The organism is Bacteroides sp. 11BF, from assembly GCF_019633765.1.
In the GTDB taxonomy this organism is placed as follows: Bacteria; Bacteroidota; Bacteroidia; order Bacteroidales; family Bacteroidaceae; genus Bacteroides; species Bacteroides hominis.
In genome coordinates this window covers 185691-211896 of sequence record NZ_JAFKPJ010000007.1, presented here as the reverse complement: position 1 = coordinate 211896, position 26206 = coordinate 185691, and the positions used below count along the sequence as shown (strand labels likewise).

At 41.0% G+C, this 26206-nt stretch carries 18 protein-coding genes; 11 read left to right on the top strand and 7 right to left on the bottom strand.

The genetic code is table 11. The features are described 5' to 3' along the window. Nucleotides 1-9: 9 nt before the first annotated feature. From JZY04_RS09635 to JZY04_RS09620, 4 genes are all read right to left on the bottom strand, one after another. Nucleotides 10-2241 (bottom strand): TonB-dependent receptor domain-containing protein, encoded by a 2232-nt coding sequence (locus tag JZY04_RS09635; protein ID WP_122141975.1) that lies wholly within the window; start codon nucleotides 2239-2241, stop codon nucleotides 10-12. 816 nt (nucleotides 2242-3057) lie between these two features. Next, on the bottom strand, nucleotides 3058-3927 hold the full coding sequence (locus JZY04_RS09630) for an AraC family transcriptional regulator (RefSeq protein ID WP_005776728.1): 870 nt from the start codon (nucleotides 3925-3927) through the stop codon (nucleotides 3058-3060). Between the two features lie 298 nt (nucleotides 3928-4225). After that, entirely contained in the window at nucleotides 4226-5422 is a 1197-nt protein-coding gene (locus JZY04_RS09625; protein WP_122141974.1) for an OmpA family protein, read from the bottom strand. Between the two features lie 12 nt (nucleotides 5423-5434). Then, entirely contained in the window at nucleotides 5435-7717 is a 2283-nt protein-coding gene (locus JZY04_RS09620; RefSeq protein WP_122141973.1) for a collagen-like protein, read from the bottom strand. A 630-nt stretch (nucleotides 7718-8347) separates the two neighbouring features. Between JZY04_RS09620 and JZY04_RS09615 the strand changes: the two genes are divergently transcribed. Genes JZY04_RS09615 through hemG form a run of 4 tightly spaced genes read left to right on the top strand, consistent with a single transcriptional unit; the run spans nucleotide 8348 to nucleotide 14425 of the window. Continuing rightward, on the top strand, nucleotides 8348-10417 hold the full coding sequence (locus JZY04_RS09615) for a TonB-dependent receptor (protein WP_122141972.1): 2070 nt from the start codon (nucleotides 8348-8350) through the stop codon (nucleotides 10415-10417). A 17-nt stretch (nucleotides 10418-10434) separates the two neighbouring features. Further along, nucleotides 10435-11664 carry an MFS transporter gene (locus tag JZY04_RS09610; RefSeq protein WP_022012200.1) on the top strand — a complete coding sequence of 410 codons (1230 nt, stop codon included), beginning with the start codon at nucleotides 10435-10437 and terminating at the stop codon, nucleotides 11662-11664. A gap of 5 nt (nucleotides 11665-11669) precedes the next feature. Next, on the top strand, nucleotides 11670-13034 hold the full coding sequence (gene hemN, locus JZY04_RS09605) for an oxygen-independent coproporphyrinogen III oxidase (RefSeq protein ID WP_122141971.1): 1365 nt from the start codon (nucleotides 11670-11672) through the stop codon (nucleotides 13032-13034). Between the two features lie 2 nt (nucleotides 13035-13036). Then, nucleotides 13037-14425, top strand: coding sequence for a protoporphyrinogen oxidase (gene hemG, locus JZY04_RS09600; RefSeq protein ID WP_122141970.1), 1389 nt, complete (start codon nucleotides 13037-13039; stop codon nucleotides 14423-14425). Between the two features lie 180 nt (nucleotides 14426-14605). Here the strand turns inward: hemG and JZY04_RS09595 are convergent, their stop codons facing one another. Continuing rightward, the gene (locus tag JZY04_RS09595; protein ID WP_122141969.1) at nucleotides 14606-15379 is read right to left on the bottom strand and encodes a class I SAM-dependent methyltransferase; all 774 of its coding nucleotides are present in this window, start codon (nucleotides 15377-15379) and stop codon (nucleotides 14606-14608) included. 404 nt (nucleotides 15380-15783) lie between these two features. Here JZY04_RS09595 and JZY04_RS09590 point away from each other — a divergent pair, with 404 nt between their 5' ends. Further along, nucleotides 15784-16626: an aldo/keto reductase gene (locus JZY04_RS09590; RefSeq protein WP_122141968.1), complete on the top strand. Its 843-nt coding sequence runs from the start codon at nucleotides 15784-15786 to the stop codon at nucleotides 16624-16626. Between the two features lie 600 nt (nucleotides 16627-17226). On the opposite strand, the gene JZY04_RS09585 is transcribed toward JZY04_RS09590, so the two are convergent. Then, the gene (locus tag JZY04_RS09585; RefSeq protein WP_122141967.1) at nucleotides 17227-18597 is read right to left on the bottom strand and encodes a S41 family peptidase; all 1371 of its coding nucleotides are present in this window, start codon (nucleotides 18595-18597) and stop codon (nucleotides 17227-17229) included. Between the two features lie 129 nt (nucleotides 18598-18726). Between JZY04_RS09585 and JZY04_RS09580 the strand changes: the two genes are divergently transcribed. The 5 genes from JZY04_RS09580 (at nucleotide 18727) to JZY04_RS09560 (ending at nucleotide 23700) form a co-directional block, all read left to right on the top strand. Beyond that, nucleotides 18727-19269 carry a hypothetical protein gene (locus JZY04_RS09580; protein WP_122141966.1) on the top strand — a complete coding sequence of 181 codons (543 nt, stop codon included), beginning with the start codon at nucleotides 18727-18729 and terminating at the stop codon, nucleotides 19267-19269. 139 nt (nucleotides 19270-19408) lie between these two features. Further along, nucleotides 19409-20671, top strand: a complete 1263-nt coding sequence (locus JZY04_RS09575) for a carboxypeptidase-like regulatory domain-containing protein (RefSeq protein WP_122141965.1) — start codon at nucleotides 19409-19411, stop codon at nucleotides 20669-20671. A 49-nt stretch (nucleotides 20672-20720) separates the two neighbouring features. Next, nucleotides 20721-21272 (top strand): RNA polymerase sigma-70 factor, encoded by a 552-nt coding sequence (locus JZY04_RS09570; protein WP_005808756.1) that lies wholly within the window; start codon nucleotides 20721-20723, stop codon nucleotides 21270-21272. After that, nucleotides 21269-22114 (top strand): FecR family protein, encoded by an 846-nt coding sequence (locus tag JZY04_RS09565; RefSeq protein WP_122141964.1) that lies wholly within the window; start codon nucleotides 21269-21271, stop codon nucleotides 22112-22114. Before JZY04_RS09570 ends, JZY04_RS09565 begins: the two co-directional genes overlap by 4 nt. A 26-nt stretch (nucleotides 22115-22140) precedes the next feature. After that, the gene (locus JZY04_RS09560; protein WP_122141963.1) at nucleotides 22141-23700 is read left to right on the top strand and encodes a carboxypeptidase-like regulatory domain-containing protein; all 1560 of its coding nucleotides are present in this window, start codon (nucleotides 22141-22143) and stop codon (nucleotides 23698-23700) included. 13 nt (nucleotides 23701-23713) lie between these two features. Here JZY04_RS09560 and JZY04_RS09555 read toward each other — a convergent pair whose 3' ends face one another. Next, complete coding sequence (locus JZY04_RS09555; RefSeq protein WP_005776710.1) at nucleotides 23714-24613, bottom strand: DMT family transporter; 900 nt, start codon at nucleotides 24611-24613, stop codon at nucleotides 23714-23716. 98 nt (nucleotides 24614-24711) lie between these two features. Between JZY04_RS09555 and JZY04_RS09550 the strand changes: the two genes are divergently transcribed. Beyond that, complete coding sequence (locus tag JZY04_RS09550; protein WP_005776709.1) at nucleotides 24712-26055, top strand: MATE family efflux transporter; 1344 nt, start codon at nucleotides 24712-24714, stop codon at nucleotides 26053-26055. Nucleotides 26056-26206 lie beyond the last annotated feature (151 nt).

Here is a 26206-nt window from a genome sequence, read left to right as displayed (position 1 = left end):
ATTTTAATATCAGAACTGTACATTAGCTCCTGCATAGATTCCAAAAGGATGTCCTGCTCTCAGACCCGCAGGATGGCGGGATGTAAGGTAAACCCTATTGGTCAGGTTGATCGCGTTTAACCTGAGCGTCAGATATTTATTTACAAGTACATTGACCGAAGCGTCGAGTATAAGGTTCGCCGGAACTTTCTCTCTCTCCGCAATTGTTCCCTGCCCGGGTGAGGTGCGCATGTCACTGTTATAGCGTGCACCTATATTTGCGTAGAACCATTTATATTCTATCCCCAATTGCATGTTCAGAGCGTGTTTGAAAATATAAGGTATTTCATCACCTCTAACTACATTACCCCATGAGTGGCTTTCGAACGAGTTCCTCATTTCCGTATCCGTATAAGTATATGATAACTGCAAAGGCAATCTTAGGCTACAAGTATGAGGCAGAGGCTGATATTGCACCAGAAACTCCGCACCTTTTACCCGGGCCTCTCCCACGTTGAACTGCTCAAGCGTTCCGGATCCGCCCGAAGCGGCCAGATCGCTTCCCAGCATATTACTGTAATTGTTGTAGAAGCCTATTAGCTCTGCTTTGAATTTCCCGATAGAAACACGTGTGCCCAATTCCATATTCACACTGCTTTCAGGCTTTTGATATAATTCCGCGCTTGGAGGAGCAAACCCTTTGTGGATCCCGAAGAAAACAGAAGCGGCCGGAAGCAATTGATAGTGTACGCCTATTCCTGGAATCAGTACACGTGCATGGTTCGGGGTCTCAATACGTACTTTACCCGAACGCGCCAAATCTTCTTTCGTATAGTCTTTTTTCAATAAATCTATGTCCTCGTATCGTAACCCGGCAGTAATAGTCCACACGTTATATCTTAATTTGGCAAGCAGGTAACTGGCTAAAGCGTTGGCAGAAGTAACACGGTTGGCATTTGTACCGTGAATACCTTCCATGAATAGTACCATCTTCTTATTTTTCATTGAGTAAGAGTCATCCCATTGAAAACGATCTTCCTCATCGGCATGATAACGAAGCCCGAACTCCAGGTCGAAGAAGAACTCTTTCACGTTGAAACGGTATTCAGCTCTGGTTTGTATACCTCTGGAACGATAAGTTCTGTTATTGGCTCTTACCAATAAGGCCTCACCCTCCCGGTCTGTTTTTCCTGTTAGAATATCAAAATAGCGGATATTAGTTTCCGGGTCTATAAGTACATCGGCGACGGATATTTTCTCTTTCGAGGTGATTCCTGCACGCACATCATTTAGTTTGTACCAATTCCGGTGAAAATAGTTATAGTATGCGTTGGTAGTTACTTTCAATTTGTTGGAAAAAGTCAGAAGATAAGTAGCAACCCACTGCTGATGATCAGTTTTAAGTTTATCCATTTGCGAACCTGCATACCGGAGAAAAGGAGTTTTCTTAAAATCATCTGCGGAAAGCCCCACATAAGTTTCATCCGAATTTTCGCCTGCATATCCGAATTTCAGTTCCAAAGCATGATTCACTCCCCTTACTTTATCCGTTTTTACCACCATTTTGGCTATAATGTCATTTCTTTTAAATCCTTCGGCTGCATAATCTTCGTATCTCTTGAAACCATCCGATTGATAACGCAGATATTCCACCATATATCCAAAATGTTTCCAGTTACTTCCGATAGCTGCATGCGATTTAAACGTATTCTTACTTCCATAAGAAATGTTTGCTTTGCCGGAAAAGTTGTTCGGAATAGGAGTCGATACCAGATTAATGGCTCCTCCCGTAGTGAACGGGCCGTATTGTACCTGACTACTCCCTTTCAGTACCTCAATAGCTTCCATTCGGGCAACATTTGGAAAATAATAAGCCGCCGGAGCAGAATAAGGAGCCGGTGCCGCCAGTACACCGTCCTCCATAATAGAGATACGCTCACTTCGCTCGGCCTTCGTTCCTCTCAAACTAATGTTCGGACGAAGCCCGAAACCGTCTTCTTCATACATATTAACTCCCGGAACGGCTTTCAGCATGCGGTTGATATCCGTATATCCAAGCTTGCGAATTTCCTCGGGCGAGATATAATATGCCGAGCCTGTACGGTTTCTTGCTTTAAACTTGCTTCCAAGTATTTGTTGGGATGATACTACTACCTCTTGTAACTGGTAGATGGAGTCACTCTTCACCTGCTGTTCCTGTGAGTATATAGCTGAATATCCCAAAGAAAAGAGGATGATAAATAAAGGTTTTCTATTTGTCATATTAATAAAATTGTAACACTGTCAGGGGGCTTCTATTAGATTTACCTCCACAAGAGATGCGCTTTGCAGAAATCAAGCTACGAATAGCGGTATAACCTGCTTACTTAACACCCATATCGACTCTTTTAGAAAAGCTGTAGTGCCTGCATGGATAGGAAAAAAAGGAAAGCAAAACTCTAATGTTTGTTAGGGTATAGAAACTGTATTCCTTAATCTAGTTTAGTTGTTTGTTTAATTACGGCGGCAAAGATAAAGACACTAAATTTAACCCACAATCACTATATTTAGGTATTTGCACCAAATCGAAATTTTTCCTAACATTACATAAAACAGATTGCTTACACACAGAGTATGAGCATGATATGGTATTAAACTTATAAAGTTACCAAAGGAGTAAGATAACAGTCCATTAAGTAATATTTATGTGTTCCACCGGATCCCAGCAAATTAAACTTGCAGTTAAAGCCGGCTTTTATCAGTCATCCCTCAAACAGGATGTCAGGAGTATGTCATGAGAACAAGTTTTGTATCATTTCTCACAGTATAGTTCTTAACTGCATTCTTATTTTCCAGTGACACTTTTCGACTTCAGAATTAATATGTCCGAATGGAGCAAAGCACTAAAAAAGACCAAAGACTTAAAGTGATCAAAAGTATTTAAATGAAACAGGAAATTGAAACCGAAGCCATCAAGAAACCCAAGCAAAGAAAGAGTTTACCCCCCAACTAACTGTATTACAAAATATCACTAAAATAAAAAGGCCGGAATAGAATAAGCATCTAATCCAGCCTTTATATGATTTTCCGGTATATATATCAGTAACCCAAATCGGAAGCATCGATCCGTTTACTTTCTGTTCTCAATTTACTGGGAGTCATTCCAAATAATCTCTTACAGTAAGAAGTGAAATGAGCTTGTGAATTGAAATCAAAATCCATTGCGATCTCTTGAAAAGGAGTATCAGACTCACTTATTTTTTCTCTGATCAACTCCGCTTTCTTTTTTTGCATCCATTGGTAAGGACTTTCTTTAAAACAATCCCGGAACTTACGATTAAAAGAGCGCTCAGAAGTACAGTACAAACCTGCAAATTCCTTCACACTCTTTACTTTCCTATAATTATCCATTACAAAATCTTCAAAATGTCCTGCATGACCTAAGATAGAAGAAAAAAAAGTAAATAATTCTTTCTTCGTATAATACCCTCTCAAAACCAACAAGACCTCTTGCTGTTTGATAAGATGCATATGTTTACATTGCATTTTGGCATATAAATATGCAACGATGGAATCCAAAACAGCCAGTAAAGGAGCTCTTATAGGAAGTACACACATCTCTTCTTTCTTTTTCTCATAAGAAGAGAGAGAATTTATATAAACTTTATCACACACTCTAATGTCTTTATTCCAAAACAACAAGAGACATTTTGCATCATATATGACTTCGATTTTATTATCCACATGCTGTGGGATAAGAAGCATTTCATCTTTCTCAACATGTACATTCTGATATTCACCACTATCGATAGACACCTCTCCATCAAGGAGGAAAAAAATACAAGGAGAAGCACTATTATCTATTTGACTTACATTATCTTTTTCTAAATTATAACAAACAAAACCTGTATTAACATCTACTTGATAGTTCATGCATGACAGATGTTCTTTAAAATAAAGTAATTTCATAATATTATTTTATTAAACATACAAAATTAAACTATTAGCGGTCATTTATCACAGAATAAAATTTTATACAAATCCGCCAACTATCTCTACATTTATTCATAAGATAATCTTTTTAAGCATTTCTTTTTATGAAGTTTAAAGAGTTACCAACTCTTAAGCCAGATGATGATTAATTCTTTAACATTCTATTATTTCTTCGAATCTTTTCATTCTACATCAAAACAACGGAACAAAAAAGGCAACAAAAACAAAATTGTTCTTGCCGCCTTTATGTTTTATGAAAAATTAATATAGCTCATTATTCTTCATTTGTTAACCAACCCCAGTAATCTGAATTCGTCACTCTCTCAATAGACACTTTTCTATCACCCATTCTGACTTTATCCGGACCTGAAGCCGGCACCGAACTGGCATGATACCCGACTCCCCGCCATTTCAACATATGCTGAGGCACTTGTCGTTTCAACAACGCACGATACACAGCTTTTGCACGACGTTTTGACAAATCCATATTATAATTATCACTTCCTCTTGCGTCTGTATATCCGGTTATCAAGAAATTGTTATCCGGATAGCTTTTCAACAGATCTGCAATTTTATCCAAAGTGAGTTCAGATTCGGAAGTAACCACATCCTTATCAAACGCAAAATGAATGTTATCGAACAGATCGCAGATATGACTTTCTACCACAGTCGGTACTTCAACTCTCTTTTCAACAATCCGTTCTACAATCCTATCAACCGGACGATCTATGTACTGTACAACCGGTATGGGACGTTTTGTACTTCCACCCCAACGGAACATAACACGCATCGAAGCCTGAACAAAGCGCGTTTGATTTTTATCGACAGGCATTATGTATTCTCCCTGTAATCCTATTCCCCAATGATCATTAAACCAAGCTTGTACCCCGGCTCCAAAGGATAAGGGGAAATAGGATTGTTTAGATCCTATTGTCTCTCTATTCCAAGGATTTGATGATGTCCACTTTGCTTCTCCTATAGGATCATTCCCAAACTTACCCGCATTAATTGCATGAAAATCATGATGAAGGTAGTTAACACCTATACGTAAATAAGGTTCTACATATTTTGATTTAAACAATGGAGTAAATCGAAATTGAAGTCCCGGACCGGCCATATACATGAAATCGTATTTACGCCCGCCTGTTTCAACTTGATTTCTTGCTAAACCCAATGTTCCCTGCAAATCAATGTAAAACCAGGGGTTCAGTTCACGAGCAGCATACAGTTGGATACCACCAAAAAGATGATCGATATTCATCCGATACAAATAGTCACCATCTATTTGGCGGAAATCGGAGAAGGTCACTCTATCCCAGTTGATAAGAGCCCCACCAGCCCCCACCTCCCAAGCTTTGGTTCTATATTCCGGTCTCTCCACTTTATCGTTTTGAGCATAAGTATAGAAGGGAAAGACAGTAAAAGCCAATGCTCCTATAAAAAGTCTATTTATTATTACACTGAAATTCATCTTGCTTATATTTTATTTATCTTTATAAGTTACACTAATTGCAGGCATATTTTTATATGTATTTTCAACATAATATGTACCATCATCTACTTTCTTCTTGAGAACTCCTAAAGATACACCACTGCTAGAGTTAGAGTAGATGAAAGCACTGTTCGCTCCCACTGAATAGATTGTAGCTCCCAGATACGGACTAAGGGCAGCATACTCAGGTTTCTTATAACTCGACTTATTATGTTCGCTTGTAGCTGTTTGCACTCCCAATGGAGAGGTATATGTAAACTTAACATAACAAAGTAAAAGTCCCTTCGCCTCTTCCGGAGTATAAAATACTGGTTCAATGTAATCTATTCCGTTCGGTTTCACTGTTTTTACCAATTCACGCTTAGATATGATATTGAAATCAATAGTCGAAAAGTCAAACTCCCCCTGAGCTCGATTTAAGAATACATTATCTCCACTTTCAGCAGATGCCTTAGTCAAAACTAATGTTTTAAGTGTAGGAGGTATCTGGTAAGGTGCCATTTTACATACTCCATTCCAATAAATCGTTTCTCCATAATAAGGGGTATCTTTTACTATTGAGAAATAGTTATCTTTTCCATCCCAAAAGTCAGTTATTCCATTTTTTATATCGGCAGGGTTCTCTTTAACATATCTATTAGGATTAATAGACATTGATGTACTGCTCATATTAGGTGTAGTACTTTCTATTTTTTTCGTTTTATCAAGAGATGTCGGATCTTCCGGATTTGTAACCTGGTATGCCGTAAATCCGGCATTTACATTAGGTAAATAGCTGGGAAGAGTTTTCCATTCTGCACCAGGATCTGTCTTTCTCTCTACTCTAAACTGCAGGTTATGTTCATAATCAAGAAATGGAGAGGTGGCAATATAAATCATTCTAATCTGCATTCTGTTAGGGACATAAGTGTTTTCTGCAGATTCCTTTGTCACATTATTAATAGTTACCTCCTTAACTTTTCCCCATCGAGCATCCACATCATCAATCTGAGGAAGATCTTCTTTCGGAATAATAAACTCCCCCTCCTCATTGGCTGTGTAGGTTTTAGTCGCATCCAAGCCGGGGATTCCCTTAACTACAGCCTTTGGAGCCTTATTACCAGATTCATCATACACACGATAAGCTACTCCTCCATCGGTTGTACGGACATACTCGCCAAATTCTTGCTGCGAATAAAGCGCAATTACGTTAGGTACTCCTTTAATAATAGTAACTTCAGCACCCGGTTTGCCTGGAATACCGGGTTTTCCATCCTTACCGTCCGCACCATCTTTGCCATCCGCACCTCTCAAAAACTCCCAAAAATCACTCAAAGAGGTTTTACCACAATCCCAATCCAAAGACGGATTATGGGGATCTTTCACTTTAGGCCCAGTATTATTACAACCGGCCTCAACACTCTCTACCCACAATTCATAAGCGCTCTTTCCGTTAGCACCATCCTTTCCATTGCTACCATCCTTTCCATCGGCACCATCTTTTCCATTAGTACCATCTTTGCCATTAGTACCGTCTTTGCCGTCAACACCATCTTTACCATATGCACGAATACCGGTATCTTTCCCATTAATATACCAGTTTCCATTAGTACCGATCATTACCTCTGGCGATCTTCCATCTTTACCTATCGCAGCCTTTCCGGTATCTTTCCCATTGATTACCCAGTTTCCATTTTCTCCAATTGTAATAGTAGGTGTTGTTCCCGCAACTCCTTCTTCACCTCTGGAGGGTCTTCCTGTATCTACCCCATCAATCAGCCAGTTACCATTATCCCCAATGGTAACAATCGGTGGAACAGCATCTTCACCATTTCGTCCGTCCCTGCCCTGTGCGCGTATTCCAGTGTCCTTATTACCAATCCACCAATTCATATTATCTCCGATATGAGGTGTCTGGCCATTCTCACCACTCGCTCCTGTCAGATAATACCAAAAATCTCTAAGATTATTTTGAGATACGGGCCATTTACTTCCCGGACGGTGAGGATTATCTAAAGTACCTGTAGCTACATCCTCTCTCCAAAGTTCAAAAGCATTTTTTCCATCCAGACCGTCTTTACCTTTTAAGTACTTAAAAAAATCAGTTATCTCAGTCTCTTGTTTAGGCCAGGATATCACTCCATTCTCTACATTCTCTTTCCAGAATTCGTAAGCCGACATTCCTCTATCACCTTTAGGACCTTTGGGCATCGTAATATCCACTTCTGTGCAAGCCCACCCTAAAATAATGGTTAAGATATAAACCATTAAATGTAATAATTTAGCATTGTTCATTTTGTTTATCAATAAAATATATAAAATAATTATATAAACGACAGTTGACAATACAGATATGGGGATAAAAAGTCATATTATCAGAACTGCGTTTAATAAGTACGTACTTTCTGATGCAAAAGTAATATCTTATAAACTCTTATATTTATATAAAAAAGAACACTATTTATATGTATCAGACAATTTCAGAATACCGGCACTATAATTGGCTAACTATTAAATAGCCGCAATGCATCCTGAGGAAAACAGAAGTAACATAAATCCCTATACAACAAATAAATACAATCTATAGGCAAACTATTACTTCCTATAAACCGACGAAAACAACATATGATTTCCATCCCCGAAAGTTATATCACAAAGCCCTTTTAGGGAAAATATAAAGGAGCTATCGTCGCCAACAGAAATCGGTCAAATGAAGCAATACCCCCTATTTATACTATTCTAATAGAATTGGGTGGTTTGTTATATACCAGAAGAAAACATGAAAAAGGCACACGACCAATAATGTCAGAATAAAAGATAAAAACGATTAATGCAAGGCAAACTGAAACTGGTAGATAAAATCCTAAGAAATGAGGATTGCCCGCTCTGGAAACATGGTCTACCTTTGCCGCAAATTCTAAAAATATGATAAGAAAACTATTTTTCCTCCTACCCTTTTCTACAATGGTTTCAGCTAATGAACCCGATACGGTATTGGTTAAGCCTATCAATCTGGATGAAGTAACGATAGTAGGTTTTAAACAGAACAGTCCCAATCGTGAACCACTTTCTATTTCTACCTTAGATAATCACTTCCTTAAAGAAAATGAAATATCGGGAGCTAAAGACTTAAGCTCCTTACTGCCTAATTTCTATATGCCCGATTATGGATCTAAACAAAACTCTCCGGTTTATATCCGAGGCATAGGAGCAAAAAAGGATGCTCCATCGGTGGGGTTTTATGTCGATGGAATTCCCCATTTTGAAACCTCAGCTTTCGATGTTGACTTGTCGGACATAAGTAGTATAGAGGTGTTTCGCGGGCCACAAGGCACCCTCTACGGACGTAACTCCATCGGTGGAATTATCAATATATACACCCATTCACCCCTTGATTATCAAGGTACACGTTTTCGCTTAGGATATGGCAGTTACAATGATATTCGATTGATGGCTTCAAACCATACAAAGGTAAACGAACAACTGGGCTTATCCATTAGCGGCAATTACCACCACAATGATGGCTTTTTTACAAACCTATATACCCATAAGAAAGCGGACAAGCTTGATAATGGAGCAGGACGAATCGGACTGATATGGAAACCTGCAGCCCATTGGACCACCCGTTTCATAACTTCCTACGAGTATTCGAATCAGGGAGGATATCCATACGGATTGTACAATGCCGATAACGGAACAACAGAAGCCGTAAACTACAATGATGAAGGACTGTATCGACGAAATCTGTTGACTTCCGGGGTTAATGTACGCTACGATGGTTCCCGCATTAGTTTCAACAGCCAAACCTCCTATCAATATATACAAGATAAAATGGGGATTGATCAAGATTTCTCGCCCCGCAATATATTCTACGGGCAAAACCGGATACGACAGCATATGTATTGCCAGGAGTTTACAGCAAAATCTGTCAATAACAGTCGTTATCACTGGATAACGGGGCTTTTTGCTTTCCGGCAAACGGTAGATAGGAAAGTTGACCTCAGTCGTTTTACAGATACCACCCGGCATCTTACTAATAGTGAGATCCCCACTCAAGGGATTGCTTTTTATCATCAATCCACACTCGATCTGTTCCAAGGTTTGTCCTGCTCTGTGGGTTTACGTTACGATTATGAACAGGCCCGATACGATTTTTCCAAAGTGCAACAGCCGTTGGATGGTAAGGGAGAAACAAAATCTCTCGGACAATTCGACAGATCCCTTCACTTCAGCCAGTTTACTCCCAAGTTCAGCTTGCAATATCTCTCATCCCACAATCAATTGCTTTACGCTTCCGTATCCAGAGGATATAAAACCGGAGGATTTAATGTTTCTTTCCTCAACGATGACGAGTATATCTATTCACCCGAATATAACTGGAACTACGAAATAGGCGCCAAGCTATCTTTCCTGAATGGTCGACTGACAACCGACTTAGGATTGTTCTATATAGATTGGCGCAACCAGCAGATAACCAATACTATTCCGGCTGTAGGTAATATAATCCGAAACGCCGGTCGCTCTCGCAATAAAGGCGTCGAAATAAGTTTGCAGGCTCGTCCGGTAAATTCATTGGTCGTACATATGAATTATGGATATACAGATGCCCGATTTGTTCACTATAAGAAAGAAGAACGTGGCACCCTAAAAGATTATGGTGGTAATTACCTGCCTATGGTCCCCTGTCACACCTTCTCTTTAACAGCCGGATATACATTCTACAACATCTGCTCCTGGATCGACCGCCTTACACTCAATGGTGGCGTATCGGCAACAGGCCCAATCTATTGGTACGAAGACAACCAAGCCAAACAAAACCTGTATGCACTGGTCAATCTGAAAATTGGTGCGAGTAAAGGAAACTTTACGTGGGAAGTCTGGAGCAAAAACCTCACCAATACCGACTATCTGAGCTACTACTTCGTGACAAGCAAAGCCTATGCGCAAAAAGGAAAACCCATCACCCTGGGGACATCTGTCAGCGTCCGTCTTTAATCAAGCAACATCAAAAAATGGAAATAAACAGATTTTTCCCACTATCCCAGAAGACACTGAACCTTGGTACGTTTTTCTGTCTATATATCGCACAGGCCATCCCGATGAGTTTCTTCTCTACTGCCATACAAGTATTGATGAGACAGGCTGATTACTCTCTTTCGTCCATCGCCTTATTACAGCTTATCAAACTTCCATGGATATTGAAGTTTCTTTGGGCACCACTCATCGACCGGCATTGCATCACCATGAAAGACTATAAACGCTGTATCATTTCATCCGAAATAGTATATGCTTTACTGATCCTTTTAGTAGGGCTACTCGACATCCAGACAGACCTTTACCTCATTATCGGATTGGTGTTTCTATCACTTGTAGCTTCAGCTACACAAGATATAGCCACAGACACACTTGCTGTACTTTCTTTTGACAAGCGGGATAAAAGTTTGGTCAACAGTATGCAATCAATGGGTAGCTTCGGAGGTACATTAATAGGAACGGGCGTCCTGCTTCTTGTTCTCCAACACTATGGCTGGCATGCAGTGATACCGTGCTTATGCATTTTCGTACTATTGGCAGTTATCCCGTTACTGAAGAATAAGCGCATGAAAATGACTGTCAAGGAATCTGCAAAGCGAGCACGACTTACCGATTTTATATGGTTCTTTGCCCGTCGCAGTATCTGGAAACAAATAGGATTTCTACTACTTTACTACGCCAGCATTATCGGCATTTTATCGGTACTGCGTTCTTACCTGGTTGATCTGGACTATTCGATGAAAGAGATAGGCATTATGATAGGCATCGTAGGTACCGGAGCCGCTTTCGCATCATCTTTTCTGGCCGGATTACTGGTTCGCAAAATCGGACGATATTATTCCAGAATACTATTCGCGATATTCATTCTGTTTACCACACTCTATTTTATGTGTATTTCGTGGACGCCTCCCTCACTCCCAATGCTCTGTTTGGGCATCGTACTATTGTGGAGTGCCTACGGTATGGCAACCATTGTGGTATATACCACTGCCATGGATTGTGTACGCAAAGGATGCGAAGGAACTGATTTTACCATTCAAACTGTACTCACACACCTAAGTGGTCTGCTTATGGCCTTTCTTAGCGGAGTGGTGGCCGACAGGGTTGGTTATCACGGTCTATTTATCTTCGAAGTCGTATTGGCTTCCATATCGCTGATCTATATCTTCTGTTTCTTCAGAAAAGAATCTCAAACTATTCATTCTTAACACATATGTATACTGAAATAATCAATAAATACAATGTACCGGTACCCCGATACACCAGTTATCCACCGGCCAATTATTTTGAACCGTTTACCAACAGCCGCTACCTGGAGGCTGTGCAGCAATCGAACAAGGTTTCAGAACGTGCGTTATCGTTTTATCTGCATATCCCGTTCTGTCGACACTTGTGTCACTATTGCGGATGCAACTCATATCCTATGGCACGTCCCGAAGTCATTGAATCCTATGTAAAGGCCTTGCATCAGGAGATGGATCAAATTCTTCCTTTGTTGGACAAGAGCCGCCCGATCGCACAAATACATTATGGAGGCGGAAGCCCCACAGCCATTCCTATAGCCTTGATCAAAGAGCTGAATGCTCACCTATTATCATCATTCCGGATGATCGATCGTCCGGAAATAGCCATTGAATGCCATCCCGGATATCTTTCTGAGAAAGATTGGCTACAGCTAACCGAATGTGGTTTCAACCGTGTCAGTATTGGCGTGCAAGACTTTAACATCGAAGTCCTGAAAACAGTGAATCGCCGCCCTTCCTTAGTAGCGATGGAAGATATCTTTGCTCTGCTACGTGAAAGGGGGGTAAGCATCAACCTTGACTTTCTTTATGGCTTACCCAAGCAAACAGTAGAGAGCTTTGCCCGTAGTATAGAGCAAGCCATTTCCTTATCACCCGACAGACTGGTCACATTCAGTTACGCCCACGTGCCTTGGATCAATAAACGACAGTTGATTCTGGAGAAATCAGGTCTACCCGATAATCGTGAAAAACGGAATATGTTTGACACTGCTGCCAAGCTATTGCTTGAATCCGGTTATCAATCTATCGGAATGGATCACTTTGTACGCCCAAACGATGAACTGAGTATCGCCATGCAAACCAAAAAATTACACCGCAACTTTCAGGGTTATTGTACCCGACGCACTACTGCACAGGTATATGGCTTGGGCGTAACTGCTATCAGCCAACTCGAATCGGCCTATGCTCAAAACACGAAAGATATTCTCCACTACATCGAGACTATCGGCAAAGGCGAACTATGTATTACCAAAGGCTACGCCCTTTCTCCAACCGAGCAATTAACCAGAGAAGTGATTGAAACCTTAATGTGCAATGGATGCATCGATTGGAAAGCTCTGTCAAACCGTTTGCACGTATCAGTACCGACTCTAAAAGCCGCTACAGCCTATGATGAACAGAAACTGTCGGTCTTTGCCAATGACGGGCTGATTTACTATACTGATGACTATCTTGAGATGACAACCGAAGGTTCGGCATTTGTACGCAACGTAGCCGCTTCACTTGACAAGCTTATGCTCCATACCCCACATTTATATTCAAAACCTTTGTAAAAATGAACCAAGCAGAAACAAAAAATTATCGTTTGCGAGACACGATTATCATTGGTGCAGGTCTCACCGGACTGACTATCGCCTATTACCTCACTCGCAAGGGATGTGATGTCGAAGTAATCGAACAACAATCCCGCACGGGCGGTCAGATATGTACCTACCACGAAAGTGGCTTCACCTTCGAAAGCGGACCGAATACCGGTATAATCGCTCACCCTGAAGTAGCCGAACTTCTCGAGGCACTCTCTCCAATCTGCCGTTTAGAAACAGCCCGCGAAGCTTCCAAACAACGTCTTATATGGAAAGGTAATCGTTTTCACCCTCTCCCCTCGGGACTGTTCAATGCAATTACCACGCCGTTGTTCAGTACAAAAGATAAATTAAATATCCTATGCGAACCTTTCCGCTCAAGAGGAAACAATCCTGACGAAACCATTGGCGAACTGGTACAACGTCGCTTGGGCACGTCTTATCTGCATTATGCGGTAGACCCGTTCATTTCGGGTGTCTATGCCGGTGACCCCATGCGGTTGGTCACCCGTCACGCCCTCCCTAAGCTTTATCAGCTTGAACAGACCTATGGCAGCTTCATTCGCGGTGGCATTGCAAAATCGTTTTCACCCCGAAACCAACGCGATCGACTGGCCACACGAAAAGTTTTCTCTACCCATGGAGGCCTCAGTAATCTGACAGGAGCATTGGAACAAGCCATTGGAAATAAACGATTCTCATTGGGAGCTACCTCAACATCCCTGATACCTTGTGAGCGTGGTTGGTTGGTTTGCTTTACAGATGCCAACGGAAAGGTCGATCAAATTCGTTGCCGGAAGGTGATAACCACCATACCTGCCTATGCCCTGCCTTCACTTCTTCCTTTTATCCCCACCGAACAAATGAACCGGATTAGCAATCTTACCTATGCTCCCGTTATGCAAGTCTGTGTGGGTCTGCGTAATACTTATGGAAAAGAGTTCCCTGCCTTTGGGGGATTGGTTCCTTCCTGTGAACAAAAATCTGTTTTAGGTATTTTGTTTCCATCGGCTTGCTTCAGCAACCGTTCTCCAAAGGATGGCGCCTTGTATTCATATTTCCTGGGCGGAACAAGGCATCCCGAACTCCTGACAAAAAGCAATGACGAAATTACCACGTTAATTGGCACTACCATGCACGAGATGCTGAATTATCCTGTTGGAATAGTACCCGATCTGATACGCATCTTCCGGCATGAAAAAGCCATTCCCCAATACGAAAGTAGCAGCGCCGACAGGTTTACCACAATTAACGAACTACAAAAGCAATATCCCGGATTGGTATTGGCAGGAAATCTCAAAGGAGGAATCGGTATGGCCGACCGCATCAAACAAGCTGTCGAGATTGCCCGCGAAAAATAAACCTTTCTTATCGCCTACCTATATTTACAAACAGTCTGAGAAAATACCTATCAATCCTTACGACACTACTTAAAAGAAAGGATTGGGAAAGATGAAATTCATTTTCCCAATCCTTTTAAAGGTATTTATCAATACCATAATAATAACCTTTAGAGCCTCTTTAACTTTTTGACAGGAACATCAGATTTTCTTTCCTATGTAGAACACATACCCATAATATTCCTTATACTTATAGTAAAGTTGGGTCTCATGACGCTGGTTGGCAATAAAATCCACAGCAGCTTTATTACCGGCATATTTTTTCAGAAAATTCTCCTGGGCTTCTACTTGTGGAGTATAAAAATGTTCTATCCAACAGTTTTCAGGTAAAATAAAACAGGCAACAGGGATATACCCGGCCCTTTGCATTTGGGCAACCTTATTGGGAATAGTATCTATCTCAGGATAAGCATCCATCCAGAAGTCATTAATCTCGGCAGGCCGTTTATCAGTAAACCAGGAAACTTCTGAGACAGCGATATAGCCCCCTATTTTCAAATATTGCCACCACTCTTTCAGCCCATGCTGAAAACCTATATTATAAATTGCTCCTTCCGACCAGATCAAGTCCAACTCTTCTCTACTGAATGGAAGATTGTCCATTGAACCTACAATTCCCTTTACCCGATCTTGTAAGCTCAACTGACTGGCATGGTAGTTGAAAATGTCTATAAAAGCAGGAAACAAATCTAAACCTATGATTTGTCCGGATGTATGCCCGGCTAATGTCATTGTCTGAGTGCCTGTACCACAACCAAGATCAGCTATACGAGAATTTTCGTTCAGGTCCTCAATAAAACTAAGAGCTTTAATGGTCACTTCAGGACTGCCAGGCCCCTGTCGTTCTATACTTGAGAAATATTCGCAGATTAAATCGAAATCGAAATCGTGAATTGATTTATTATCGTTATTCATGATGCTTTAATTTATTAATGTATATATATATGAAAATATCTCAGACAAAAAATATGCCTGAGCCAGAATTGCAGCATAACCTCAAACTTACGTTTAAAAGGTTATTTACTTCACGGAATCCTTCTTAAGTTTAAACATCCAAACTTTTTTAGTAGTTACAAAGATAACCACAATTTTTATTATGACAACAGTTGGAACAAGTTTATCTTATAAGTGTTTTCAAACCATCTGGTAAACATAATGCAATAATACTTTTTAATCCGTAATAAAGGTAATAAAAGCTGTAATCCATATCCTATATCAACGAACAAAACCGACTATTTTTGCATTTGAATCAAAAAGGCAAAAAACAACTGAATTATCAGTCTAATGCCGGTAAATGTGTAATCTAATAATATATGATTATGGAATATGTAAAACTGAACAATGGCATTGAAATGCCGATTTTAGGGTACGGAGTATATCAAGTAACTCCCGAAGAGTGTGAAAGATGCGTATCAGATGCTATCAGTGTAGGGTATCGGCTGATCGATACAGCCCAAGCCTATGGAAACGAAGAAGGCGTGGGAAATGCCATCCGAAAATCAAGCATTCCCCGCAAAGATCTATTTATCACTACGAAAGTTTGGATATCGAATGCAGGCTACGAAAAAGCAAAGGCATCTATTGAGGAATCCCTGCAAAAATTGCAAACCGACTATATCGATTTGCTTTTGATTCACCAACCTTTCAATGATTATTATGGCACTTATCGCGCCATGGAGGAAGCAAACAAAACAGGTAAAGTGCGAGCTATCGGAGTCAGCAATTTCTATCCCGACCGCTTTGTCGATCTGGCAGAATTCTGCGAGATAAAGCCAGCGGTGAATCAAATGGAAACCCATGTATTCAATCAACAAAGAAAACTACAGGAAGTCATGCAGGAATACGGCACAGAACTAATGGCTTGGGGACCGTTTGCCGAAGGTCGAAATGATTTTTTCACCAACGGGACTTTGGCCGCCATTGGTGTCAAATATGGAAAGTCGGTTGCACAAGTTGCTCTACGTTTCTTAATTCAGCGTGGCATAATAGTAATACCCAAGTCTACACATAAAGAACGTATGATTGAGAATTTCAATGTCTTTGACTTCAGTTTGACAGAAAGAGAAATGACGGTTATAGCCGCACTTGACAATGAAAAAAGTCTATTCTTCTCACATTATGATCCGGAAATGGTAAAATGGCTGATTAACTATGTGAAATAGCTGCAAAGTATATATCTGTATCTACACTTGACGATTGACATTATACAAGCAATATCCTGAGATCCTGATCAGAAAATCGTAGAAAGTCCATTTTGACTAACTATTCATTTTTCAAAAAACAGCGAAACAGGAATGAATCGGCAAGTAAGATGCAAATATTCCGCATATTTATAGGATGAAAGCCGGAAGTCGTTAACAAGAAGTTAACATCGTAAAAACAAAGAACGAACTTCTTATCAAGAGAAAATTAATATCCTGAAAACAGAAAGTTAACTTTCTGTTTTCAGGATATTAATTTCAGAAAGCAAAACAAGATCAAGTCGTGAGAAAAATGATAAACCGAACCCCAAAAAGGCAATTTTCTTCCAGAATTCAACTATAGATGAACATCTGGAGAATAGCATTTTGGAACCATTCCGCTATTTCAGCATTCAATTTAATTACAATATTCGTCAATTGCCCTTCATCGTGGGCACAATATTTCCCAAATGCAAAACGCATGAATTATGCTATCGCAAAATCCACGCGTTTTTATTCTATTTGTCATCGTCAGTCCGTAAAGAAACGTCTCTCCGCATTTCTAAAATACAAAATGACAGATTACTTTTCCGATATTCCCAAAGTCAATCCGCGGCGAGGATGGAATTTCATAAGTCTCTTCGTTACAACCATACGTGTTGTTCCCTCTCCTCCTCCGTTTTCCGATACACCACTCATTGTTTTCAATGCTACACTCAGCAATGTCTCATTCGTATTACCAAAAGGCAGATAAGTGCTTAAATAAGAATCCTCGTTATATTCATATGCAGGTTTGAAACCGTTGACATAATCCGATTTTTCTTGTACGTTGAATACATTACATACAGCTAAATTCAGGATGAACCGATCCGTAGGATGAACAAAAGGCTCTGTAGCAACATATTCTCCCGCAGTTTGAGTTCCTATCAATATCACCTTCATATAAGGGTTAAGGCAATTGATAACCATCTCCGCAGCTCCTCTCGTAGCATTGGTAGTCAATACATAAACAGTAGATAAGTTGAGATTTGCACCCGACTGGATAAGTTCCGGATTGAACGTCAGATCCTGATTCGATTCTACACGTTTATCATTATACCTCAATAAAGCAAGCAATTGATTCATTTTATCAGTCGGTGCAAGCATAGTGCAGAGCAGCTGTACACAATCTAAACTGCCACCGGTGTTATATCGGAGATCTAACACAAACTCATTTACACCATCTGTCTGGAATTTCCGGAAAACTTTCCGTAAATCGTCATTATAGGTCTGACTATCCGCTGTTGATCCCGCTTTAAACTCATTGTACATCAGGTACCCAACCGTTTTTCCATCCCAAGGGATAACATCGAAATAATGGACAGGCTTATCGGTCAAAGAACGTGAAGCAGATATCGTTGTGTCCCCTATTGGTACGACACTACCTGTTGTTTTACCATCTTCCCCAACTACCTCTTTATATACACCTATTTGAAGTGTCCGGACACCTCCTTGTTGCAATTCCGGCTCTACCTTTTTGGTGATATAATCTCCATCCAGCATCATAATCCAATGCCCACGCTTCAATCCGGCCTCTTCGGCCGGTGACCCTGGAACAACATAAGAAATCAGAGCATTATAAGCCGTATCGTTATCAAGCACTTTATATAAGCTATAGTCGAAGCCATAGCTTGGGATAGGCTCGTCAAGCAGAGAGTCGATATTACTGAAGCCCTTATCCATGGAAGCAACAGCCTTTTTTAGAAATTCTGCCGGCTCCTGGAAATAATCCGGAGCGGCAGGTGAAGGCATGTCTTTATACCATAAATACTCCTGACGCATCACACTATCTATCCAAATGTCACGTCCCGTCTCCGGATAATATTCCGGCCAGCGGTCTACACCACAGGAAAAAAGACTTGTCAGTATAAGGGTTCCCAATAAGGGAAGTATCAATAGTTTTCCTCTTTTCATAATCTATCGGCAATCATAATCTGCGCAAATGTAGTGAATACTTAGCTTTCATACCACTATTACGATATAAAAAAACTATCTTTGCTTTCATTCAATAACCGGATATAAAATACAAAACACCTTATTACTATGATTGTACAAAATTTAAATTTTGATCAAACGGTTACATTGGCAAAAGCCAAAGCTGAAAAAATGATAGAAAACGGACTTTATTCACGTTTTAGGTTATCCGATAAAGAAAGATTGGATAAAGCTCTGTTAGGCTGCATCGGAGAGTTAGCATTCCAACAACATTTAAGTAATCTGGGAATTCCATTCGAATTGGATCATACAGACTTCCAATCCCATCATACCGATGAATTTGACGTAAAAGTAAACGGTGCCAAAATAGATATCAAAGTGGCAAAGAAAACAACCGCCAATCCTCCATCCGACAACTGGACCTATGGTTATCCACAGGAACAGCACCCCGAAACAAAAGATTACGTCGTTGTAGGGTGGGTAGACTTCAACAGAAAAGAAGTTGGCTTTTATGGTTGGATCAGAGGAGAGCAAATAGTAAGATTTAAAGTTGTCACCCGCAATTCTTATGCCAAGTACCCTTATCTGACACCTAACCATGAATTCAAATGGGGATGCCTCACCAAAGATTTGAACGAGATTTTGAGGTAAAACGATTAGATTACCCCTGAAAAACACTCTTCATTGAAATTTTTTTCATTTTTCTCCAGAAACTCGTAGGGTATTCTCTGTTTGAACGATCTTATATATAGAAAGCAAACTATTATTCACCCTTTAAACTCTGAAAAAGATGAAAACGCAATGGATAAAATCAATCGGATGTGTACTGGCAGTTTTGATTCTGTCAGGTGTTATTCCACTGGCAGCACAGGACAATGTGGAAAAGTATACGATAGTCAGTGGTGTAATCAAGGATAAATCGAATAAAAAGAAGCTGGAGCATGTCAATGTCTCGATATCGGAAAGTAATATCGGTACCATCACCAATACTGACGGAGAATTCTCTTTAAAAATTCCCGAATCGATTCAAGCTAAAGACATAGAAGTTTCGCATATCGGTTATCTCAATGCCCGAATCCCCCTGAAAGGAGAAAGCCTCACGGAACAGACCATTTGGCTCTCTCCTTATGCCAACTTACTCAGCGAGATTCTGGTACGGGCCAGAGATCCACGAAGCATTGTGGAAGAAGCACTTCGCAAGATTCCAACCAACTACAGTCCGAAAAGCAATATGCTCAAGGGATTCTACAGGGAAATTGCCCAAAAAGGACGACGGTATATCAATATATCGGAAGCCGTAATAGACATTTATAAAACACCTTACAATGAAACAGCCGAACGAGACCGGGTTCAGATTTCCAAAGGACGCAGACTGCTAAGCCAAAAGCAAAGCGATACACTGGCTGTAAAATTACTTGGAGGTCCCAATATGGCCATTTATATTGATGTAGTAAAGAACCCTGATTGCCTGTTGGCTAAAGAAGATTTATTGTTTTACGAATTTCGTATGGAAGACCCGACCAGCATCGGTGACCGGTCACAGTATGTCATCAGTTTCCGCCCTAAAGTAAAGTTGTCTTATCCTCTGTGCTATGGTACACTCTATATTGACAAGGAACGCCTTTCGTTCACGCGGGCAGAGTTCAATCTCAGCATGGATGACAAAAACAAGGCGACTCAAGCTATTCTGAGGAAAAAACCTTTCGGACTGCATTTCAAGCCGGTAGAAGTATCCTACCTGGTATCGTACAAGAATCAGGGAGACGTTACTTATCTGAGTTATATCCGGAACAACATTCGTTTCAAATGTGACTGGAAACGCAAACTCTTTTCTACCAATTACACGATCTTATCGGAAATGGTAGTGACAGACAGGGAAGAAAACAACATAACAGCCATTCCCTATAAAGTCGCTTTCAAACAAAACCATGTATTTTCCGACAAAGTGGATAACTTTACCAATGACAACTTCTGGGGAACTTATAACATCATAGAACCCACCGAATCATTGGAACATGCGGTAAACAAACTGAAAAAGCAACAGAAACAGTAACCACTTTTTTAGTATCTTTGACGAATTCTAACTCCCAACACACCCCGATATGCTGAACGACGTATTCGTACTCACTCAAATAAAAGAAGGAAATATAAAGGCGTTTGAAACATTATTCCGCCAATATTATACTCCGCTTTGCCTGTACGCCGCCAGCATAACGGGAGAAACAGACGTAGCAGAAGAAATTGTTGAAGAATTGTTCTATGTACTCTGGAAAGACCGTGAGAAACTTGAAATCTTTCATTCTATCAAGAGTTATCTCTATCGGTCTGTACGCAACCGTTCCATCCAGTACTGCGAACACCAAGACGTAAGAAAACGCTATCAGGATGCGGTTCTATCTATTCCGGAAAATGTGGCTTCAGCCGATCCACAGGAACAGATTGAATACAAAGAACTGCAACAACTGATAGACAAAACCCTTAAAAAATTACCGGAGCGCCGTTTCCAGATCTTTCGCCTGCACCATACAGAAGGAAAAAAGTACTCTGAGATAGCTTCCCTCCTCTCACTATCGGTGAAGACTGTGGAGAAAGAAATGACCCGGGCACTCCAAACATTACGAAAAGAAATTGAGAACTATATTCAGACATCATGAATCGAATAGAAAAAAACAAGATCAAAACAGACCGGGCGTGGAACAAGTTATATAATCGCCTGGAGACAGATGGGCTGCTACCTGCCGAGGGGCACAGCTCTGCCATACGTCCGGTTGTATGGATCAGCACAATATCGATTGCAGCAATCATATTCCTATGTATCTATCTCCCCATAACATTACGAACCGACAGCCAATCATCTACCGGTGAGTTACTGGTCAAGGCCAATAAAGAAGAGAGCATACTGGTCACCACTCTTGAAGATGGTTCTGTAGTCTATCTTTCCGGACAAACCTCATTGCAATATCCTAAACACTTTTCTGGAAAAAGAAGAGAGGTAAGCCTAAAAGGGAATGCCCTTTTTGATGTAGCGGGCAATCGTGCACGTCCTTTCTTCATTGAAACCGGAAAAGTACAGATTGAGGTGATAGGTACAGCCTTCCATGTAAAAAACAGTGGTAATTCTCCATTTGAGTTATCCGTCCAGCGAGGCGAAGTAAAAGTCACTCAAAAACAGAACGGACAAGAAATACACGTCAAAGCAGGAGAAACTGCCACTTTACTACAGAATAAATGGCACCTGACTGCAACCAAAGATTCCAAACAGTTTGCCCGTTATATGCAAAAGATGTGCTTTAAAGACGAACGGCTGGACAATATCCTGCATGCCATTAATCTACGCCAGTCAGAGATCCATTTAGAGAGTTCCCCGGAATTGGACGAACATTTGCTAACAGTTTCTTTTTCGGATGACTCCCCTGAAAAAATGGCCGAATTAATTAGCATGGCACTGAACCTGAAGTGTACACGTAAGCATAATGTAATCACTCTTACTAAGTAGCTCCGGAACTTAAAGAAGAAAAAGAAATGAAAACTTTGAAAAGTCTCTCCCTGCAATATTTATTCACTTGTCTGCTATTGTTTATGGCAGTTCGGGTGAAAGCAGACGGCTCCGGTATCTTCGACCGCATCATCCGGCTTCCAAGAACTGAAGCAACAGTCTATCAATCTTTGGCCAAAATAACAGAAGAGACAGGATATCTGTTTATCTATGACAGCAAACTGATTGACAATGAACGTAAGATAAAATTAAAAGGCGGAAAACGAACCGTACGTCAGGCCATTTATGACATCATCGGCAGCGACAGTCTTCAACTCCGCTCTGTGGATAAGCACATTATTATCAACCAACCGGAAAGCATGGTAACAACTGAATGGAAAGCAAACTCTCACAAAGACAGCACATCCTTTTTCACCCTTGAGGGAATATTGATAGACCAACTCTCCAGAGAACCGATTCCCTATGCTACCGTAAGTGTGCAGGGAACCTCTATTGGCAGCGTTAGCAATCAAAATGGAAGTTTCAGACTTAATCTGCCCGACTCTCTCCAGAGCAGCCGGATTCACTTTTCGCATCTGGGCTATGTGCCACAAACGACGGACGCTTCCCTCCTTGCCGGACGAAGCGGTACTTTTGCATTAGAACCCAAAGTAATTCCTTTGCAGGAGGTTATTGTACGTATTGTCAACCCGGTACGCCTGTTGAGAGAAATGCTCAAATTGCGAAAAAAGAATTACTCACAAAATCCTGTCTACCTAACTTCTTTTTACAGAGAAGGAATCGAACAAAAGAATCGGTTTGTCAGTCTGACAGAGGGAATTTTCAAGATATACAAAGCTCCTTCGGACGATCCGGAGAAGGCTGATCAGGTGAAGTTACTGAAAATGCGACGCATCACCAACCAAGCCGTAAAAGACACTTTAATTGCTAAAATGAAATCGGGTATCCACGCCAGTATCGAATTGGATCTAATCAAGAGTCTGCCCGATTTCCTACTTCCGGACTCCAAAGAGTGTGTATACGTTTATACTTCCAGCGATCTTGCCGTAATCGATAACCGGCTTGCCAACGTGATCTACTTCAAACAACATCCGGGCATCAAGACCCCATACTATTGTGGAGAACTCTATATCGATACTGAAGATGGTGCCCTGCTACGCGCACGATTCGAATTGATTCCCCGGTATATACACAAAGCCGCCAACATGCTGGTAGAAAAAAGAAGCCGCAATATCCGGATCATTCCACAAAAGGTAGTCTATACGGTATCTTATAAGCCCTGGAATCAAACGTATTACATCCACCATGTCCGTGGAGACTTACACTTCAAGATAAAACAAAGGAACAAATGGCTCAGCAATACAAACCTGCATACTTGGTTTGAAATGGTCACTTGTAAGATAGAAACGGGCAATGTCAGCCGTTTCGCTTACAGTGACCGACTGGCTACACATACCATTTTTGCAGAAACTCCATTTGTATACGACAAAGATTTTTGGGAGGATTTCAATGTAATTCCTCCCGAAAAAGAGTTAAGTGAAGCCATCGAGAAAATTTCTTCAAAAATAGAAGAGACCGAAAACTGAAGACCATACAGATCTACTTTTTCTTGCCTACTCCTCGTTCGGCAATATAGACTCCACTCAAAATCAATGCCGATCCCAATAGAGCAACTATCGTGATTGTCTCGTCAATCACGATAGCAGAAGTCAGTAAGGTAATAAGCGGAACAACGTAAATATAACTGGTAGTGCAAACCACTCCCAATTGTTTCACTGCCGTATTCCACATAATATAGCACAGCATCGAAGCAATCACTCCCAGAAAAAGCAGGTTTAAAACAACGACCGGTTGGAAAAGAATATGTGTATCCATCTGCAAAGGAGAGACAAAAAAGAGAGGTAAAAGGGTCAGCAGACCATAAAAGAAAACCTTCCGTGTTATGAACAACGTTGGATAATGAGTATTCATCCGCCTGAGAAGTAAACAATAGAAAGCCCACATCAATGCTGCCGCCAGAGTCAGAATATCGCCAACCGGACTAAGCTGCAGAATGAAACTGCCATTGAACACAACCAGTCCCACTCCAATGAGTGCTATCAAAGAGCCACCTACCAAACGGGCCTTCAATTTGTCACCTTTATAAAAGAAAGGAGCCAGCAGCGCTGTTAAGACAGGAGTTGTACAGATAATGAGTGATACATTTGAAGCAAGCGTCATCCCCAACGCAGTGTTTTCGGCAACAAAATAGAGTGAGCCTCCACACAATCCAAGCCCCACAAACCGCAGTTCGTCCTGCCAACTTTTGGCCCGTAACACACGGGGAGAGAAAAACCAGATACAGATATATGCCAATAAAAAACGGTAGAACAGAATATCGACAGGCGACAGACCATATTTTATCAGGACCTTGGTAGAAACAAACGTAGTTCCCCATATCATTACCGTCACCGCCGCCATCACGTGATACCATCCGGCCGTTTTTAAAGTTGTTTTCATATTTGCCCGATTTGCTATAAAATTTTCTCCGCAAAGATAAGGATTGCAGACGGAAGAAAATCGTATCTTTGCCATTCATTTTTCACTAAAATACCATTATGCAAGGAATCAAGAATCTGACTCAAGGTCCTATCAACAGACAACTGTTCAACCTGGCCATGCCCATTATGGCAACCTCCTTTATCCAGATGGCATATAGCCTGACAGATATGGCCTGGGTAGGACGCCTCGGAAGTGAAGCCGTCGCTGCCGTAGGCTCAGTAGGCATTCTTACATGGATGTCCGGTTCCATTTCTCTATTGAATAAAGTAGGTTCTGAGGTTAGTGTCGGACAATCCATAGGTGCACAAAATTACGAAGATGCCCGTTGTTTTGCTTCGCACAACATTACCATTGCACTTGTTATTTCACTCTGCTGGGGCGGACTGCTCTTTCTATTCGCCCGTCCCATCATCGGCATTTACGAGCTGGAAGCACACATCACCGAAAATGCAATTGCTTATCTGCGCATCATTTCTACCGGACTGCCTTTCATATTTCTTTCGGCGGCCTTCACCGGTATTTATAATGCGGCTGGAAGAAGCAAAATCCCATTCTATATCAGTGGCACCGGATTATTACTTAATATTATCCTCGACCCACTTTTCATTTTCGGTTTCGGATTGGGTACCAACGGAGCGGCCTATGCTACCTGGATTTCACAGGCAGCAGTATTCGGCATTTTCATCTACCAATTACGTTGCAGAGATGCTTTGTTGGAACGGTTCCCGTTTTTCACGCGGCTAAAAAAGAAATACACCCATCGCATCCTGAAACTGGGGCTACCGGTAGCTACTCTCAATACTCTGTTTGCTTTCGTCAATATGTTCCTTTGCCGTACTGCATCCGAACAAGGAGGACACATCGGACTGATGACTTTTACGACCGGAGGACAAATAGAAGCCATTACCTGGAATACATCGCAGGGATTCTCTACAGCCCTGAGTGCTTTTATCGCCCAAAATTATGCAGCCGGACGAACGGACCGCGTAATAAAGTCATGGCATACGACTTTGTTGATGACTTCGGTTTTCGGTACCCTTTGTACCTTACTATTCGTCTTTTTCGGGAACGAAGTATTTGCCCTTTTTGTCCCCGAGCAGGCTGCCTATGAGGCCGGTGGTATCTTTCTCCGTATCGATGGCTATTCACAGCTCTTCATGATGCTTGAAATCACGACACAAGGAGTATTCTATGGCATCGGACGAACAATTCCGCCTGCCATCATCAGTATTACATGTAACTATATGCGTATTCCACTCGCTATTCTGTTTGTCCGTATGGGCATGGGTGTAGAAGGCATTTGGTGGGCCGTGTGCGTCACTACAGTTGCTAAAGGACTGATATTGGCAGGGTGGTTTGCTCTGATTAAACGAAAAGTACTGTCACGCCCCGTAGTCTGAAAAGAAATTGTTCAACTCAGGCAACAAAAGTATATACCTTCTTGTTTTTTTTACAAGGCAAATGACAGGCTAACCAAATAATCTGTATATTTGCCATGTTTTTATAAAATGGAGGTATCCATTTAATTATTAACTATATAAAAAGAGCTTA